The organism is Streptomyces sp. WY228 (assembly GCF_019287315.1).
GTDB lineage: Bacteria > Actinomycetota > Actinomycetes > Streptomycetales > Streptomycetaceae > Streptomyces > Streptomyces caviscabies.
This window is the reverse complement of sequence record NZ_CP079114.1, coordinates 3,098,715-3,114,474: the sequence shown is the minus strand read 5'-3', so window position 1 is coordinate 3,114,474 and position 15,760 is coordinate 3,098,715. Positions and strand designations below refer to the sequence as shown.

Sequence of the window (15,760 nt, the reverse complement as noted above, 5' to 3'; positions counted from 1 at the left end):
TCCGCCGGAGGCGGGGCCGAAGCCGGCGGGACGGCTCTCAGGCCTTCGGGCGGCCCATCGCCCGGTACGTCCACCCGGCCTCGCGCCACACCGCGCTGTCCAGGGCGTTGCGCCCGTCCAGGATGATCCGGCGGGCGGCCACCTCGCCCAGCTCGGCCGGGTCCAGCTCGCGGAACTCGCGCCACTCCGTCAGGTGCAGGACCACATCCGCGCCGCGCACCGCCTCCAGCGCGGAGTCCGCGTAACCGAGCGTCGGGAACAGCCGCCGGGCGTTGTCCATCCCCTTCGGGTCGAACACGGTCACCTGGCCGCCCTGGAGGTGGATCTGCCCGGCGACGTTGAGCGCGGGGGAGTCGCGTACGTCGTCGGAGTCGGGCTTGAACGCGGCGCCCAGCACCGCCACCCGCTTGCCGAGGAACGAGTCGCCGCCCACCGCCTCCCGGGCCAGCTCCACCATGTGGCCGCGGCGGCGCATGTTGATGGAGTCGACCTCGCGGAGGAAGGTGAGCGCCTGGTCCGCGCCCAGCTCTCCGGCGCGCGCCATGAAGGCGCGGATGTCCTTGGGCAGGCAGCCGCCGCCGAAGCCGATCCCGGCCCGCAGGAACTTCTTCCCGATGCGCTCGTCGTGCCCGATGGCCTCCGCGAGCTTCACGACGTCCCCGTCGGCGGCCTCGCAGACCTCGGCCATCGCGTTGATGAAGGAGATCTTGGTGGCCAGGAAGGAGTTGGCGGAGGTCTTCACCAGCTCGGCGGTCGGGAAGTCGGTGACCACGAACGGCGAGCCCTCGGCCACCGGCCCGGCGTACACCTCGCGCAGCAGCTTCTCGGCGGTCTCGCTGCGCACGCCGACCACGATCCGGTCCGGGTGGAGCGTGTCCTGCACGGCGAAGCCCTCGCGGAGGAACTCCGGGTTCCAGGCCAGCTCGGCGCCGGCGCCGACCGGAGCCAGCTCGGCGAGCCGGTCCGCGAGCCGGGCGGCGGAGCCCACCGGGACGGTCGACTTGCCGACGACCAGGACGGGCCGGGTCAGATGCGGGGCCAGCGACTCGAAGGCGCTGTCCACATAGCTCATGTCACACGCGTACTCGCCGTGCTTCTGCGGAGTGTTCACACAGACGAAGTGCACATCGCCGAACGCGCCGACCTCCTCCCAGGAGGTGGTGAAGCGCAGCCGCCCGGTGGACCCCTCGATGCCCGCGACATGCCGCTGAAGCATCTCTTCGAGCCCAGGCTCGTACATCGGCACGCGCCCGGAGGACAGCAGCTCGACCTTCTCCGGCACGATGTCGAGCCCCAGGACCTCGAAGCCCAGCTCGGCCATGGCCGCGGCATGGGTGGCGCCGAGGTAGCCGGTGCCGATCACGGTGATCCTGAGGGCCATGGAGTGCTCCTGGAAGATGCGGACGGACGTGCGGACCGAGCATAGTCCGGGACCGGAAGGCCGGAATTCACCGCTCGATATGCCCGGTACCTCCCCCATGCCCCACCCCTGTCGGCAAGCTCACGTACGCGGCACGTATGCCGTCGGACGGTCGGCGCACTAAAATTGAGTTACTTAACGGTAGTTAGCATCTGGGGAGTGAGCGTCTTGGCGGGTTCGACCGATTTCGACCTGTACCGTCCGGCCGAGGAGCACGACATGCTCCGCGAGACCATCCGCGCGCTCGCCGAGTCGAAGATCGCCCCCTTCGCCGCCGCGGTCGACGAGGAGAGCCGCTTCCCGCAGGAGGCGCTGGACGCCCTGGTCGCCTCGGACCTGCACGCCGTCCACGTCCCGGAGGAGTACGGCGGCGCCGGCGCCGACGCGCTCGCCACGGTCATCGTGATCGAGGAGGTGGCCCGCGTCTGCGCCTCCTCCTCCCTGATCCCGGCCGTCAACAAGCTCGGCTCGCTCCCGGTGATCCTCTCGGGCTCGGAGGAGCTGAAGGCCAAGTACCTGGGCCCGCTGGCCAAGGGCGACGCGATGTTCTCGTACGCCCTCTCGGAGCCGGACGCCGGCTCCGACGCGGCGGGCATGAAGACGAAGGCCGTGCGCGACGGCGACTTCTGGGTCCTCAACGGCGTGAAGCGCTGGATCACCAACGCGGGCGTCTCCGAGTACTACACGGTCATGGCGGTCACCGACCCGACCAAGCGCTCCAAGGGCATCTCCGCGTTCGTCGTCGAGAAGTCCGACGAGGGCGTCTCCTTCGGCGCCCCGGAGAAGAAGCTCGGCATCAAGGGCTCGCCGACCCGCGAGGTCTACCTCGACAACGTCCGGATCCCCGCCGACCGCATGATCGGCGAGGAGGGCACCGGCTTCGCCACGGCGATGAAGACCCTGGACCACACCCGCATCACCATCGCGGCCCAGGCCCTCGGCATCGCCCAGGGCGCACTGGACTACGCCAAGGGGTACGTCCAGGAGCGCAAGCAGTTCGGCAAGCCGATCGCGGACTTCCAGGGCATCCAGTTCATGCTCGCCGACATGGCGATGAAGATCGAGGCCGCCCGCCAGCTCACCTACGCGGCGGCCGCCAAGTCGGAGCGCGGCGATGCGGACCTGACCTTCCAGGGCGCGGCCGCCAAGTGCTTCGCCTCGGACGTCGCGATGGAGGTCACCACGGACGCCGTCCAGCTGCTCGGCGGCTACGGCTACACGCGGGACTACCCGGTCGAGCGCATGATGCGCGACGCCAAGATCACCCAGATCTACGAGGGCACCAACCAGGTCCAGCGCATCGTGATGGCGCGCAACCTGCCGTAACGGCCTTCCGCGCACAGCGCCTTGTACGGCCCCCGGCGGCTCCGCCGGGGGCCGTCGCGTCCTCGGTATCCGTGCAGGCCCGCTCCGGCAAGCGGGGAATTCAGGAGGCGGGTGGGTCCGGATCGTCGAAGACGATCTCCGCGCGGACGGGCTGGTCGGTCGCGGGCGGCTTGGACCACGCCACGCTCATTTTCATCGGTTTGAAGCCGTGCGGGCCGCTGCCTCGTACACGGGCCAGCGTCACTCCGTCCTCGCTGGGGAGGAGGATGACCGACAGAATCAGTGCGACCACCGCGAGAGCGGCGGGCACGAGAGTCCGGGATTCGCCCCCCGAGCCGCTGCTGATCCTCGTCGCCGTGATCATGATGAGCACCGCGAGTGCGGCCGCCGCGATGAGCCCGACGGCCAGCCACAGCCGCTGGCGCGCCCTGGCGCGTGCCCGGCTGCGCAGCCGGAAGCCGACCAGGCCGCCGCAGGTGGCGCACCGCAGATGCCCGGTCCGGATCCCCTCGGGAGGCCGGTCGACCCAGGCGGTCTGGATCCGGTAGTAGTGGTACGTGTCCGATCCACGGTGCTCGGTGTGCGTCATATGGATCAGCCGCATGCCGACCCTGGGCCCGATCTTCTGCACTCCGCCCTCCGCCCTCCGCTCGCCGTGAGCAGCCCCGGTCGGACCAAGGTACGGCTGAACTCGTGGGTGTGCCCAGCCAGTTCGCAGAGGGTTGGGCTGTCTCCCGCGGCCCGACGCGTCAGCGGATCACGTCGAACACGTTCTTCTGGATCCCGTTGGCGTACGCCTCGTACTCGACCAGCTTCAGCTTCTGCTGGTCCTTGTCCGTCGTACTGAACAGGCGCTTGCCCGCGCCGAGCAGCACCGGGAAGACCAGCAGGTGGTACCGGTCGATGAGGCCGGCGTCCGCGAGGTTCCGGTTCAGCTCGGTGCTGCCGTGGACGATGATCGGGCCGCCCTCGGTCTCCTTGAGGGCGGCGACCTCGTCGAGCGACCGCAGGATCGTCGTCTCGCCCCAGTCGGCGACCAGGTCGCCGTCGGTCAGCTGGGTGGAGACGACGTACTTCGGCATCGCCTTGTACCCGGTGAACTCCTCCATGCCCGGCCACACCGGGCTGAACGCCTCGTAACTGGCCCGGCCCAGCAGCAGGGCCGCGGCCTCCTCCTGCTCCCGGCCCTTGAGCTCGTACGCCTCCGGCAGGAACTCGATGTCCTTGAACGTCCACCCCGAGTTCCGGTAGCCGGGTTCGCCGCCCGGGGCCTCCATGACGCCGTCGAGCGAGACGAAGGCGGTGCTGATCAGGGTGCGCATCGGGACTCCTGGGTTTCTCTCGGCTGCTTATGTCTCACTGTTACGCATGTACTGACCGCGCGCCGCCGGAAAACTCATCGGTTAGCCTCCCTCCCCATGACCGAACTCGACAGGCTGACCACCCTCTTCGGCGCCCTGGGCGCGGACGCCGACGCCCGGGACTGGGCCGAGTCCGAGACGGAGGAGGGGCTGCCGCAGCTCGCCCGCTACCGCTTCCTGCGCACGGTGTGGCAGGACGTCGACGCCTGGGCCACGGAGGCGCCCCGGTGGGTGGCCGCCTACCGCACGGACGGCGCGGCCGCCGACGCCGTCGACCGCGCCCTGGCGGCCGGGCTCACCCCCGAGGAACTGGGCGCACTGGCCCGGGAGATCGCCCGGGAGACGGCGTTCGGGGTGCTGAACGCCCTGGCGGACCCGGCGGACGGATCGCTCCCGGCCGAGGTCGAGGAACAGCTGCCCGGCTGGCGGCTGGCGGAGCTGGACCCGACGGGCACGCCGACCGGCCGCCATCTCGACGCCCTCCACGAGGACTTCACCGAACTGGAACCGAAGGGGCCGGTCGGATGAGGCCGCCGCCCCCCCGGTCCTGGTGCTCGCGCGACGTCCTACTGCGGTGCGACCGCCGCGAACACTCCGCGTGCGCCCGTACCGTCCGGCCGGCTCCATCCGGCGACGAGACGCACCGACGACCCCTGCTCGGCTTCCGTCTCCCGCAGGACGCGGCTGATCCGGACGTCGGACTCGTGGCCGGGCCCGGGACCGGCGCCCTGCACGGTGACGGTCGGGTCGGGAGTGTCGCTCAGGCTCTGGTGCTGCGGCGTCGCCTCACCGCGCAGAAGGGAACGCAACTGCGCCAGCACCACCGGGTCGTGGGCGCCGTCGTAGACCCACCGGGTGCCGAGCACCCCATGCTCGGAGGTGCCGATCAGCGCCTCACCGGGAACGCCCTCCAGCGCCGCGCCCCGGTAACCCAGCGGCACCAGATACGCCACCGGTTCCGGTCCGGCCACGTCCGCCACGACCATGAACTCGATCCCGACCGCCCCGTCCGGATCGTCCAGACGGAACCCGCCGGCCTTGACCAGATCCGGCGCTCCCTCGGTACCCGCGTACCAGCTCTGCTTCGGCAGCCAGCCGGTGATGAGCTCCAGCTTGGTAGGCGTCATGGTGGTGCGGTGGATGGATGCCATACGAGCTCCCTCATGCGTAGAACCAGGTCCGGCCGTCCTCACGGCGGGTGTGCCCGAACCTATCGGGAGCGTCCGCCCGCCCACCTCTAGGGTGGAGCGATGATCATCTGGCTGAACGGAACCTTCGGCGCGGGCAAGACCACCACCGCGAAGGAGGTGACCTCGCTCCTCCCGGACTCCCGGCTCTTCGACACGGAAAAGGTCGGCGAGATGCTCTGTCACGTCCTGGGCATGCCCGAGAAGGACTTCCAGGACTTCCCGCCCTGGCGGGGCCTGGTGGTGGAGACCGCACGGCAGGTCCTCGACCACGTGGGCGGAACGCTGGTGGTCACGCAGACGGTCCTGGTCGAGCCGTACTGGCAGGAGATCCACGACGGCCTGACGAAGTCCGGCATCCCCGTGCACCACTTCCTCCTCCACACCGACCGGGACACCCTCGTCGAACGCATCGAGACCGACACCGCGCCGGAGAGCGCCGGCGCCCGGCAGTGGCGTCTGGACCACCTGACCGACTACGAGCGGGCCCTGCCCTGGCTCCGCCGTGCGGCTCAGGTGGTCGACACGACGGGTGTCGCGCCCGCCGAGGTGGCGGAGACCGTGCTGCGGAAGGTGCGCACGGGCTGACGAGTACACGAGCATTTCGCCGAACTCGAACCGAGGGGGAGAGCACGTAGCCATGAACAAGAAGAACGTGGTCCTGCCCGCCGTGCTCGTCGTCGCGGCGGCGGTCGTCGCGACGGTTCAGCTCTGGCCGACGGAGCTCAAGAAGCTGAGCGAGCAGAATCTGTGTCTCGGAATGCTTACAGAGCGGACCGCCGGCCTGATCCAGGACGGCAAGGGCGGGGCCGTCGTGGTCGAGGAGTCCATCCCGGACAGTTCCGGGTCCGCGACCGAGCCGGCCGACCCGATCTTCTCCACCATCTGCTTCGTCAATCGGAAGAACGCCGAAGGCAAGAGCACCATGCGGCTCCTGTACACCCTGGACGCACGCCCCACCGATTCGCTGAGCGACCCACCGAAGGGTGCCACCCTCGTCAAGGATGGGCTCACGGGCTGGGTCGGCCAGCGGCAGAGCGAGGTCCAGCTGCCGGACGGCTGCGCGAAGAGGATGAAGCGGCCCGACGCGCGGTACATCACCGTCACCCTGAAGATCTCACCGGTCACCCTCGTCGGACGGGACTGGAACTACGCGTCCCTGATGAAGGATTCGCGGACGGTGATCCTTGAGGCCGTGGAAAACCTGACGAAGCAGTACGACTGCGCCGCCTGACGGTCACCCCGTACTGGGCCCGGCAGTCGCGGCAGTGGCCGGGGTGGTGGGAGCGGAAGGCCCGTTCGCAGCCGTCGCAGGTCTGGAACGGGGTGACCGGCGCACGGCGCGATGGTGCCAGATCGTGGATGCCGGGGAGCGGGGGTGGCAGGAGGGCCGTCAGGCGGTGCCTGAGAAGCCTCGCCGGGTGCTTCAGCGGCTTCGGGAGGTCGGCCGTGAGGGTGTGCCGGAGCGTGTCGGTGGTCGTGTCCCGTTCGAGCCAGGCGGCCACCCCGGGGACCAGCTCCTCGACGGCCTCTTCCGAGAGCACGAGCTCTTCCGCGTGACGCCGCAGATCGGCGAGGAACGTGGAGGCGGTTTGCCGCAGCTCCGGGGAGAGTGCGCGGGGGTGGGGGAGCGGCCGCCGTGGCTGCTTGGGCGCGGTTCGCGCCGGCAAGCGGGCCGGGGCGTGCGGACCTTCCGGTAAGGGGATGGGTTCCGGCGCGGTGATCGGCTCCGGTACGGGTGTCAGCCCCGGTAAGTGGCCGGGTTCCGGTACGGGTGTCGGTTCCGGTACGTGGCCGGGCTCCGGTACGGCGGTGGGCTCTCGTACGACAGTGGGCGTGGGCGTGGGCGCGGGCGCAGTGCCACGCACCGTAGGTCCCACCACCGCCCGCGGCTGGTTGCGGAACACCGTCCGGGTCACCACCCAGCCGTTCGCCAGCCTCATGCGCGGCCGGTGCAGGTAGCCGTGGTTCTCCAGCTCGCGCAGGGCGGAGGCGATCTTCGTCTCGCCCTCGGGGAAGCGGGCCGCGAGCGCCTTGATGCCGACCTTCGACCCGGCGGGCAGCGACTGGATGTGGACGCCGATCCCGATCGCGGTGAGCGACAACTCGGCGTGCTGGGCGAGGTGGTTGCCGACGATCGTGAACCGGCCGGTGTGCGGGATCACGACGTGGATCACGCCGGAGGACGGAAGAGGTCCGGGAACCTGCGTCAGGGCGCGGGTGAGGGCGATATCGTGCTGGGTATCCATCGGGAAGGGGCTTTCTTCCTTGGTGGTCAGGTCCTCGCTCGGGATTGCCGTCCCGGCGGGGGCCGTCTCATGTCTGGGGTTGTGGTCAGCGTGAGCATATGCCTGCCAACCCGTACGAAATCCAGCTCAGTTGGCAAACCTCACCCGTGTGAGTGACCAGCCCCTCCCGCAGGAGACCACCGGGATCGGGTGGGGTGGGGTTGGGTCATTTCTCTTGGTTCTTTGAGTACTTGCTGTCGCAGTCCACCGGGTCGCGGTCGGTCACGACCCGGTGGGCCCCCGCCGGGTCGTGACACGCCACGACCCGGTGTGGGCAGCGATTCCGGGTGGATTCCGGCGATCCGTCGTCGTCCCGTACGCGGCGGTACGCCCGTGGTCGCGAAAACCCCGACATCGACGACCCCTCTTCGGCACACTGAGTGCATGGACGATTACCCGGGGAAGTCGCCGGACCATCTCACCATCAACGTCACCCACCGCGACGACCCGGTCTTCGAGGTCACCCAGGCGGACGCGTTCGCCTCGGCCCGCAAGTATCCGAACATCGTGGTGCGGGGGCCGCTGTTCGGCCTTGCCGAGCAGCGGCGCGGGGACCGGCCGCGCTGGCGGCTGATGGGCGAACTCGACACCGGATTCCCGCAGATGACCCGCGACGAGCTGAACTCGCTCCTCTGGTTCAGGGCCAAGGACGACGTCGAGGACCGGGCCGTGCGGCGGTCGCTGCTGGAGGCCGTGACCCGGCTGGAGACCGAGCCGGTCAACGAGGTGACGGCGGACGGTGTGCGCTACCGCGTCGTGCGGGCCGACGAGTTCACCCGGATCGGCGGCGGGCGCCTGGAGCCGCCCCGGGCCACCGACCCGGACGACGACAGCTGGGACCTGGACGCGCCGGACCCCTCCCGTACCAAGGGCTTCGTCGTCGACCACGCGGCCGCCGTCGGGCTGGCCGAGGGGATCGACCGGGCCGGGCTGCTCCAGCTCTCCTACACCGCGAGCCGCTACCCCGAGGACGTACGGGCCGACTCCCACAGGGCGTTGACCACGCACCCGGGGGTCGTGCTCCTGCCGACGACGTTCCGCGTGGTGGAGCGCAAGGAGCTGTCCTGGTCGATGGTGACCGGGCAGTACTCCACCCCGCAGGGAGCCCGGCGTGCCCTCGTCCACCACCTCACCCGGCCCGTGCCCGAGCTCCCGGATCTGCCGGACATGCCGGAGCTGCCCGAGTGGATGCAGGTGGACGAGAAGGAGGCGGCCATTCACGCACGGGCCGCGAAGAAGTTCACCGCGCGCCGGAGGCCCAATGAACTCGTGGTGCGGGGGCGGCAGTACGAGGTCGTGCGCGTCGAGCGGGTGATGCGCATCGGGCCGGACGGGCCGGAGACGCCGCGCCCCTCCGACGTGGACGACTACGGCCCCTCCAAGATTCACCCGACCATGGACGAGCACGGCGTCGTCACCTACGGCGGATAGGCGGGCAGACCGACCTGCCTCCAAAGCACAGGGGCCCGCCCGGCGACCTACCGCCCGGCGGGCCCCGGCCCGTACCGCGTCAAACGGCCACGCCCCGGCCTCAGTTGCCGGTGACCGTGACCTTCTCGTCGTTGTTGAGCTGCTGCACCAACTGCTTCACCTTGGCCTTGTCCCAGACGAGGTTCCCGCTGGTGCTGCCCGAGATCGGCATGTTCATCGACGTACCGTCGCCGCCCGTGACGCCCTTCATCGCGAAGAACATGTTGGCCAGCGACCAGAGCGACATGTCCTTGTCCACGATCAGCGTGTCCAGGCCCGCGCCCATCGTCGGGTACAGCTTGAACGGGTTGATGATCGTGGACGGGGTCGCCGTCTGGCTCGCCAGCGCCGCCAGGAACTTCTGCTGGTTCTTCGTGCGGTCCAGGTCGCTGTTCGGGAACGCGTAGCGGGTGCGGACGAAGGCGAGGGACTGCTCGCCGTTCAGCGTCTGCTTGCCCGCCTTGAAGTCGGCACCCGACTTCTTGTCCTTGAAGGCCTTCGGGATGTCCAGCTCGACCCCGCCGATCGCGTCCACGATCTTCGCGAAGCCGCCGAAGCCGATCTCGACGTAGTGGTCGATGTGCAGACCGGTGTTGAACTCGACCGTACGGACCAGGAGTTCGGGGCCGTCCTCGGCGTAGGCCGCGTTCAGCTTCACCTGTCGGCCGGTGCCCTGGAACGTCTTCCCGGACTCCGAGCCCTTGAAGGTCGGGATCTCGACGTTGGAGTCGCGCGGCAGCGAGATCAGCGTCGGACCGCTGGAGCCGTCGTGCAGGATCATCATCGAGTCGGTGCGCTTGCCCTCGGCGGAACCGGTGCGCAGCCGCTTCTTCTCCTCGTCCGACATGCCCTCACGGCTGTCGGACCCGACGATCAGATAGTTCGTGCCGTCGCCGGACTCCGGCCGGTCGATGACCTTGGAGAGGTCGACCTCGCGCTTCAGCTTGGAGTCGGCCCAGAAGTACGTCGAGATCGAGACCGCGAGCACCACGACCACCAGGGTCAGCGCGCCGAGCTTGATCCGGCGGCGCCAGTCCGGCGCCGGGCGGCCCTGGACGTAACCTCCGTCACCGCCGCCGCGCCGGCCACCGCCGCCCCGGCCGTCGGAGCCGCCGCTGCCCGAGCCGTAGACCTGGCCCGTGTTGTAGCCGCTGTCGTACCCCGGGTCGGGGCTGTTGCCGTAGCCGCCGTCCTGGTAGCGGTCGTCGTACCCCTGGCTCTGCGGCGGCACCTGCGGCCGCTGCGGCGGGTTCTGCGGCCTTCGCGGCTGGGCCGGGCGGCGCTGGATGTGCGGCATCGACCGGGCGCTCTCGGGCTGGGGGCTGGCGCTGCCCCGCCCGTAGCGCTCGCTGCGGTCGCCGGTCCGTCGATCGGGCCAATCGTTCATCCGAACAGTGTGCCGTCCCGGCCCACGGCTATTACAGGGTGTAAGGGAAATCGCACCAGGGCTGTTGCGAACCTGATGCATTCTGCGGGATCGCGGCCCCCGCATAAGGTGGACGGTATGACAGATCAGGTCACTGGCGTAACAGATCAGGCCAACCGCCCGGAGGGCGAGATTCCGGGCAAGCCGACCGCTGCGTCCCGGACCACCCTCAGCCACATCATGACCGGCAGCGACACCAACCTCCTCGGCACGGTCCACGGTGGCGTGATCATGAAACTGGTCGACGACGCCGCGGGCGCGGTGGCCGGCCGGCACTCCGGCGGGCCCGCCGTGACCGCATCGATGGACGAGATGGTCTTCCTGGAGCCGGTCCGCGTCGGTGACCTCGTCCATGTGAAGGCCCAGGTCAACTGGACCGGCCGCTCCTCCATGGAGGTCGGCGTCCGTGTGATGGCCGAACGCTGGAACGAGTCGACCCCCGCCCAGCAGGTCGGCAGCGCCTATCTGGTCTTCGCCGCCGTCGACGGCGACGGCAAGCCGCGCCGCGTACCGCCGGTGATCCCCGAGACCGAGCGCGACAACCGGCGCTACCAGGAGGCGCAGATCCGGCGCACCCACCGGCTGGCCCGCCGCCGCGCGATCAAGGAGCTGCGCGAGAAGCGCGCCGCCGACGGCATCGACGACTGAGCCCGCGAGACCGCCTCACGGTTCTACGGGGCCGAGACCGCCTCACGGTCCTACGGGCACACCACCTCGTCGCCCGTCACCGTCGAGAACTCGCCCGTCTGCCGGGTCTCCGCCCTCACCCGCTGCACCTTGGTGAAGTCCGCGCCCACGGTCACCTTCATCAGCGGTCCCTGGCCCTTCACCGCCTTCAGCTCGCTCCCGGGCAGGGCGGTGGCCAGGGACTTCGCCGAGCGGTCCCAGCGCGGGTCGTACTCCACGAGCGTCCGCTTCAGATCCCGCAGCTCCCCGTTGAGCGGCGCCTCGCCGGTGGTGAACCCGGTGGCCCGCAGCGCCTCGTCCACGGTCCGGCCCAGGCCGTCCTTCGGGGTCCCGTTGTAGACCTGCACCCGGATGTCCTTCGGCGCCACGTCCACGAGCGTGGCCGGAGGCTGCTTCGGGCCGGCCGCCGGCTTCGGCTTCGCCGGGGCCAGCGGCTTGTCCTCGCGCAGCGCCTGGAACAGCTTCTTCGACTTCTTCGCGTGCCACTGCACGGTGGAGCCGATGCCCTTGACCGGGAAGCTGGGGTTGCCGATGGGCACGGACGCGAACTCCGACGAGGCCGGGCCGAAGTCCTTCATCGCCTTGCCGAGCGCCAGCATCTGCTCCGTACCGAAGCCCTCGTCGGCCCGGACCGAGCCCAGCACCGAGGCGGAGACCTGCTGGAACTTCACCGGGTTCAGCAGCACCCCGCTGCTCGTCGCCTGCTTGATCAGCGCCGCCATGAACTTCTGCTGGCGCTCCATCCGGCCCAGGTCGGCGGCCACGTCCACATGGCGCGAGCGCACGTACTGCAGCGCCTGCCCGCCGTCCAGCTCATGGGTGCCCGCGGGCAGGTCCAGGCCGGTGTACGAGTCCTTCATCGGCCGGGCCGTGCAGATCTTCACCCCGCCCACCGCGTCCACCGTCTTCATGAAGCTGGTGAAGTCGACCTCCAGATAGTGGTCGACCTTGACCCCGGTCATGTTCTCGACCGTCCGCACGGTCAGCGTCGGCCCGCCCTCCGCGTACGCGGCGTTCAGCTTCACCGGGTGGCTCTCGTGGTGCTTGCCCGTGGTGCGGTCGGTGTGGGCGGGCATCTCGGCGTAACTGTCCCGGGGCAGGCTGACCACGCTCGCCCGCTGCCGGTCGGCCGACAGATGGACCAGCATGATCGTGTCGGTGCAGTGACAGGGCGCGCCGCCGAGCTTGTACTTCTTCTTCTCGGCCTTGGTGATCGTGTCCCGCCCGTCGGTGCCCACGAGCAGCAGATTCGTGCCGTGGCCCCCCTGCGGGCGGTTCTTCATGTCCTTGAACGGATCGACCCGCCCGATTCCGCCCTCCAGGCTGCTGACCACGGCGTGACCGATGCCACCCGCGCCCAGTACCAGCACCGACAGGCCGGTGGCCACCCGCATGCCCCAGCGCGGCCGCTCGTCCTGCTTGCGCCGGCGGACCGGCCGGGCGCCCTGGGGCGGACGGCGCCGCGGGGGAGTGGCGGGACGGGGCCGGGGCGGGCGCTGCGGTCGTTGCGGCGTGGGCACGGGGAGACACCTCCGGGGTGCAAGGGAGACACCTCTGCGGTGCAAGGGGACCATCGCACGGTAGGCCCATACGACCACCGCCCCGGCCCGCGACCCGGCGGCGCGCACCGGTGTCCCCCATTCGCGGTAACGTGGCGGCCGAAAACCGAGCCGCCTCCTGGGGTACGTACGCAACCCCCCGGCGCCCCCGAGGACCCCCCGAGGACCACATGTCTGCCGCGCAGTACCCCGCCGTCTCCGTGATCATGCCGGTGCTCAACGAGGAACGCCATCTCAGGAACTCGGTCCGGCACATCCTGGAGCAGGAGTACGCCGGTGAGATGGAGGTCGTGATCGCGCTCGGCCCCTCCGCCGACCGGACGGACGAGATCGCCGCCGAATTGGTCGCCGAGGACCCCCGCGTCCACACCGTGCCCAACCCCACCGGCCGCACCCCCGCCGCCCTCAACGCGGCGATCAAGGCCTCCCGCCACCCCGTCGTCGTACGGGTCGACGGCCACGGCATGCTCTCGCCGAACTACATCGCGACCGCCGTCCGCCTCCTGGAGGAGACCGGCGCGCAGAACGTCGGCGGCATCATGCACGCCGAGGGCGAGAACGCCTGGGAGGAGGCCGTCGCCGCCGCGATGACCTCGAAGATCGGCGTCGGCAACGCGGCCTTCCACACCGGCGGCCAGGCGGGCCCGGCCGAGACCGTCTACCTCGGCGTCTTCCGCCGCGAGGCGCTGGAGCGGGCCGAGGGCTACAACGTCGAGTTCATCCGCGCCCAGGACTGGGAGCTGAACTTCCGCATCCGCGAGGCCGGCGGGCTGATCTGGTTCTCACCCGAGCTGAAGGTGCAGTACCGCCCGCGCCCCACGGTGAAGGCGCTCGCCAAGCAGTACAAGGACTACGGCCGCTGGCGCCACGTCGTCGCCCGCTACCACGCCGGCTCGATCAACCTCCGCTACCTGGCCCCGCCGACCGCCGTCGTCGCCATCGCGGCGGGCCTGGTCCTGGGCGCGGCCGTCACCCCGTGGGCGCTGGTCGTCCCGGGCGGTTACGTGGCCGCGATCGTCGCCGGATCGCTGCCCGCGGGCAAGGGCCTCTCGCTGAAGGCCCGCGCGCAGATCCCGGTGGCCCTGGCGACGATGCACATGTGCTGGGGCTTCGGCTTCCTCACCAGCCCCCGGTCGCTGGCCAAGCGGGTCATCGCGAGCCGCCGCCCGGCGATGACCGGCAGCAGCGAGACCGTCTGAGACGGCGACGTACGAGAAGGGCCCCGACGCTCGGCGTCGGGGCCCTTCCTCGCGTGTGCGTGCCGCTACGGCGTCACCAGGTGTAGTTCGGGTTGACCTTCATGCAGGCCCCCTCTTCCTCGCCGTTGAGCGCGCCCGCCGACTCCGGGGTCTTCTCCGTGCCCTTGGACACCGGATAGGCCCCGTCCTCACGCCAGTCCGCACCCACGGCGAGCGAGATCCCCGAGACGTCGGTGGACCTCTTCACCTGCGACAGCGGAACGCCCAGCGCCTTGGCGACCGCCTGCGCGTCGCCCTCCAGATCCGCGCTCGGATACAGGATCCCGGTCCGCGCGACCCCCGTGACGTTGCCCGAGTCGACGGTGGTCCTGCCGAAGCCCGCGTTCTTCAGCTGGTCCGCCACGTCACCGGCCCGCCCCGAGGCCGGTCCGAGAGCGTCGGTGGCGGTCCCGTTCCGTACGGAGACGGCGATCTCGCCGACCGGCGCGGACGGGTCCTTGGGCTCCTCCTGAGGCTTCTTCCGCTTGGAGGCCTTGCCGTCCAGCGGGACGTCGTCACGGACCATCCGGAACAACTGCTCCGCGTCGCCCGCCTTCGGGTACACCCGGCCGTTGTTGACGCCGGTGCCGTACACGTTCGGCATCGTCGACATCGTGATGCGCTTCGTCGGGACCTTCTTGAACTCCTCGGCCAGGTCGTAGAGCTTCTTGACCGTGTCGAGGCCCTTGTCGACCGTCAGCGCCTTCGTGGCCGCCTCGGCGAGGTTCATCAGCTTCGCCGGGTCGCTGAGCTTGGTGCCCTTGCGCAGCTGGCGCACCATCGAGTTCATGTACTGGTGCTGGGCCTTGGCCCGCCCCAGGTCGGTGTTGTCCTCGAAGCCGTACCGGGTGCGCAGCCACTGGAGGGCCTGCTCGCCCTGGATGGACGTGGTGCCCTTCTCCAGCTTCAGCCCGGAGCCCTTGCCGTCCCGGCTGCGGGAGTGGATGTTGGCGTCGACGCAGACGGGCACGCCGCCGATCGCGTCGGCCATGGACACCACACCGGCGAAGTCGATCATCATGAAGTGGTCGATGCGGATGCCGGTCAGCTCGTACCAGGTGGCCACCGTGCACCCCGGACCACCGCGCCCCAGGCTCTCGTTGGTCTGTACGTCACCGGTGCTGGCCGGGAAGACCTCACCGTCCGGGGCCGTGCACTTGGGCATCTTCAGCATGGTGTCGCGCGGCATGCTGATGACGGAGAGATTGCTGCGGTCCGCGGAGAGGTGGAGCAGCATCTGTACGTCGGCGAGCGGCGGGGCCCCGAAGGTCTCCTTCGCGCCGCCCAGCTTCTGGTTGGCCTCGGAGTCGCGGGCGTCGGAGCCGATGAGCAGGATGTTGAGCGGGGTCTGCCCGGCGGCGTTGGCCTTGTGATCGGCCATCTGCTTGTCGCCGAGGGTCAGATCCTCTTTCTTGATGTTGCTGTTGAGGTACTCGTAGTAGACGTAACCGGCGCCGCCGGTGGCGAGTATGAGCACGGCGAGCACGGAGGCGCTCCAGCGGAGCACGCGCCGCTTGCCGCTCTTGGGCGCCCGGCGGCTGCTGCGCCCCTGGGCACCGCCGCTGCCCCCGCCGCGCCGGCCCTTCGTGGCCCGATGGCCGCCGCCCCCCGGCCTGCCGCCGTCGTCCGGCCCGTCACCGCTGCCTTCGCCCGGCCCGTCGTCCTCGTACAGGCTCTCGTCCCAGCCGTGTTGATCGGCACGGCGGACGCGTGATCGCGTCCTCTCCCCGGGCGTGCTGCTCCGTCCCACCGGACCCCCCATGCTGTTCAGATTTCCGCTACGGCGCGGTGACCCGGT

Annotated in this window: 15 protein-coding genes; 7 read left to right on the top strand and 8 right to left on the bottom strand. The window is 70.2% G+C overall.

Going from position 1 to position 15,760, the window contains the following annotated elements; translation table 11 throughout:
- Positions 1 to 37 precede the first annotated feature (37 nt).
- Positions 38 to 1,381, bottom strand: coding sequence for a UDP-glucose/GDP-mannose dehydrogenase family protein (locus tag KV381_RS13425; protein WP_030632933.1), 1,344 nt, complete (start codon positions 1,379 to 1,381; stop codon positions 38 to 40).
- 207 nt (positions 1,382 to 1,588) lie between these two features.
- Here KV381_RS13425 and KV381_RS13420 point away from each other — a divergent pair, with 207 nt between their 5' ends.
- Positions 1,589 to 2,746: an acyl-CoA dehydrogenase gene (locus KV381_RS13420; protein WP_030632934.1), complete on the top strand. Its 1,158-nt coding sequence runs from the start codon at positions 1,589 to 1,591 to the stop codon at positions 2,744 to 2,746.
- Between the two features lie 100 nt (positions 2,747 to 2,846).
- Here the strand turns inward: KV381_RS13420 and KV381_RS13415 are convergent, their stop codons facing one another.
- Together KV381_RS13415 and KV381_RS13410 are read right to left on the bottom strand one after the other, a co-directional pair.
- On the bottom strand, positions 2,847 to 3,377 hold the full coding sequence (locus KV381_RS13415; RefSeq protein ID WP_218785276.1) for a hypothetical protein: 531 nt from the start codon (positions 3,375 to 3,377) through the stop codon (positions 2,847 to 2,849).
- Between the two features lie 118 nt (positions 3,378 to 3,495).
- Positions 3,496 to 4,068, bottom strand: a complete 573-nt coding sequence (locus KV381_RS13410; protein WP_030086058.1) for a dihydrofolate reductase family protein — start codon at positions 4,066 to 4,068, stop codon at positions 3,496 to 3,498.
- 96 nt (positions 4,069 to 4,164) lie between these two features.
- On the opposite strand from KV381_RS13410, the gene KV381_RS13405 reads away from it, so the two are divergent.
- Entirely contained in the window at positions 4,165 to 4,635 is a 471-nt protein-coding gene (locus tag KV381_RS13405) for a hypothetical protein (protein WP_030086056.1), read from the top strand.
- 38 nt (positions 4,636 to 4,673) lie between these two features.
- Here the strand turns inward: KV381_RS13405 and KV381_RS13400 are convergent, their stop codons facing one another.
- Positions 4,674 to 5,258, bottom strand: coding sequence for a 1,4-alpha-glucan branching protein (locus KV381_RS13400; protein ID WP_218785275.1), 585 nt, complete (start codon positions 5,256 to 5,258; stop codon positions 4,674 to 4,676).
- A gap of 99 nt (positions 5,259 to 5,357) precedes the next feature.
- On the opposite strand from KV381_RS13400, the gene KV381_RS13395 reads away from it, so the two are divergent.
- Both KV381_RS13395 and KV381_RS13390 read left to right on the top strand, forming a co-directional pair.
- Positions 5,358 to 5,882 (top strand): AAA family ATPase, encoded by a 525-nt coding sequence (locus KV381_RS13395; protein ID WP_218785274.1) that lies wholly within the window; start codon positions 5,358 to 5,360, stop codon positions 5,880 to 5,882.
- Positions 5,883 to 5,934: 52 nt separating this feature from the next.
- Complete coding sequence (locus KV381_RS13390; protein WP_218785273.1) at positions 5,935 to 6,528, top strand: hypothetical protein; 594 nt, start codon at positions 5,935 to 5,937, stop codon at positions 6,526 to 6,528.
- Here KV381_RS13390 and KV381_RS13385 read toward each other — a convergent pair.
- Positions 6,419 to 7,543, bottom strand: a complete 1,125-nt coding sequence (locus KV381_RS13385; protein WP_256995061.1) for a helix-turn-helix domain-containing protein — start codon at positions 7,541 to 7,543, stop codon at positions 6,419 to 6,421. The two genes, KV381_RS13390 and KV381_RS13385, sit on opposite strands and share 110 nt — an antisense overlap.
- Before the next feature lie 423 nt (positions 7,544 to 7,966).
- On the opposite strand from KV381_RS13385, the gene KV381_RS13380 reads away from it, so the two are divergent.
- The gene (locus tag KV381_RS13380; protein WP_030086041.1) at positions 7,967 to 9,013 is read left to right on the top strand and encodes a DUF5954 family protein; all 1,047 of its coding nucleotides are present in this window, start codon (positions 7,967 to 7,969) and stop codon (positions 9,011 to 9,013) included.
- Positions 9,014 to 9,113: 100 nt separating this feature from the next.
- Here the strand turns inward: KV381_RS13380 and KV381_RS13375 are convergent, their stop codons facing one another.
- The gene (locus KV381_RS13375) at positions 9,114 to 10,439 is read right to left on the bottom strand and encodes an LCP family protein (protein ID WP_078611247.1); all 1,326 of its coding nucleotides are present in this window, start codon (positions 10,437 to 10,439) and stop codon (positions 9,114 to 9,116) included.
- A gap of 117 nt (positions 10,440 to 10,556) precedes the next feature.
- Between KV381_RS13375 and KV381_RS13370 the strand changes: the two genes are divergently transcribed.
- Positions 10,557 to 11,126 (top strand): acyl-CoA thioesterase, encoded by a 570-nt coding sequence (locus KV381_RS13370; protein ID WP_218785272.1) that lies wholly within the window; start codon positions 10,557 to 10,559, stop codon positions 11,124 to 11,126.
- Between the two features lie 50 nt (positions 11,127 to 11,176).
- On the opposite strand, the gene KV381_RS13365 is transcribed toward KV381_RS13370, so the two are convergent.
- A complete protein-coding gene (locus KV381_RS13365; protein ID WP_218787213.1) occupies positions 11,177 to 12,559 on the bottom strand; it encodes an LCP family protein in 1,383 nt (460 codons plus the stop codon).
- Between the two features lie 335 nt (positions 12,560 to 12,894).
- On the opposite strand from KV381_RS13365, the gene KV381_RS13360 reads away from it, so the two are divergent.
- Positions 12,895 to 13,923: a glycosyltransferase family 2 protein gene (locus KV381_RS13360; protein WP_030086031.1), complete on the top strand. Its 1,029-nt coding sequence runs from the start codon at positions 12,895 to 12,897 to the stop codon at positions 13,921 to 13,923.
- Between the two features lie 73 nt (positions 13,924 to 13,996).
- On the opposite strand, the gene KV381_RS13355 is transcribed toward KV381_RS13360, so the two are convergent.
- Entirely contained in the window at positions 13,997 to 15,724 is a 1,728-nt protein-coding gene (locus tag KV381_RS13355) for an LCP family protein (RefSeq protein ID WP_230543578.1), read from the bottom strand.
- Positions 15,725 to 15,760: the final 36 nt, after the last annotated feature.